At 53.4% G+C, this 1,565-nt stretch carries 1 rRNA gene; it reads right to left on the bottom strand.

Annotated elements, in window-relative coordinates:
• Nucleotides 1-1,429 (bottom strand): 23S ribosomal RNA (locus BUE38_RS22060); the annotation flags it as partial.
• Nucleotides 1,430-1,565 lie beyond the last annotated feature (136 nt).

A 1,565-nucleotide genomic window follows, 5' to 3' on the forward strand; every position in this document is an offset into this window, starting at 1 on the left:
CACCTAGCCTTCTTCGTCCCCCCATCGCAATACTGTGAGGTACGGGAATATTGACCCGTTTCCCATCGACTACGCCTTTCGGCCTCGCCTTAGGGGCCGACTCACTCTGCTCCGATTAGCGTCGAACAGAAACCCTTGGTCTTCCGGCGGGGGAGTTTTTCACTCCCCTTGTCGTTACTCATGTCAGCATTCGCACTCGTGATACCTCCAGCAGACTTCTCAATCCACCTTCATCGGCTTACACGACGCTCCTCTACCGCTCGCCATTCGGCGAACCCGTAGCTTCGGCACCTGGTTTGAGCCCCGTTACATCTTCCGCGCAGGCCGACTCGACTAGTGAGCTATTACGCTTTCTTTAAAGGATGGCTGCTTCTAAGCCAACCTCCTAGCTGTCTAAGCCTTCCCACATCGTTTCCCACTTAACCAGGATTTCGGGGCCTTAGCTGACGGTCTGGGTTGTTTCCCTTTTCACAACGGACGTTAGCACCCGCTGTGTGTCTCCCACGCTTGCACTCACCGGTATTCGGAGTTTGCCTCGGGTTGGTAAGTCGGGATGACCCCCTAGCCGAAACAGTGCTCTACCCCCGGCGGTGATACGTGAGGCGCTACCTAAATAGCTTTCGAGGAGAACCAGCTATCTCCGGGCTTGATTAGCCTTTCACTCCGATCCACAAGTCATCCAAATCTTTTTCAACAGATCCTGGTTCGGTCCTCCAGTTGATGTTACTCAACCTTCAACCTGCTCATGGATAGATCGCCCGGTTTCGGGTCTATTTCCAGCGACTGGTCGCCCAGTTAAGACTCGGTTTCCCTACGCCTCCCCTATACGGTTAAGCTCGCCACTGAAAATAAGTCGCTGACCCATTATACAAAAGGTACGCGGTCACAGAACAAGTCTGCTCCCACTGCTTGTACGCATACGGTTTCAGGATCTATTTCACTCCCCTCTCCGGGGTTCTTTTCGCCTTTCCCTCACGGTACTGGTTCACTATCGGTCAGTCAGGAGTATTTAGCCTTGGAGGATGGTCCCCCCATGTTCAGTCAAGGTTTCACGTGCCCCGACCTACTCGTTTTCACAACACTCGGGTTTCGGTTACGGGGCTATCACCCACTATGGCCAGACTTCCCAGTCTGTTCACCTACCGGTCGTATTGCTTAAGGGCTGGTCCCCGTTCGCTCGCCGCTACTGGGGGAATCTCGGTTGATTTCTTTTCCTCGGGGTACTTAGATGTTTCAGTTCCCCCGGTTCGCCTCCCAACACCTATGTATTCAGTGTGGGATACCCAGGTTACCCTGGGTGGGTTTCCCCATTCAGAAATGTCCGGGTCACAGGTTGTTTGCCACCTCGCCGAACCTTATCGCAGGCTTCCACGTCTTTCATCGCCTCTGACTGCCTAGGCATCCACCGTATGCGCTTCATCGCTTGACCATATAACCCCAAGGGGTCTGTCAGTCGATGATGCACGACAATTGCCGGATACGCTTGAGACGTATCATTTGCCCTTTCTCCGGGAAGAGAAAGGGACTTTGTCAGCATGATCTACATTGTTAAAGAGCAATAGAGC

The sequence above is a fragment of the Halomonas cupida genome, assembly GCF_900142755.1.
GTDB lineage: Bacteria > Pseudomonadota > Gammaproteobacteria > Pseudomonadales > Halomonadaceae > Halomonas > Halomonas cupida.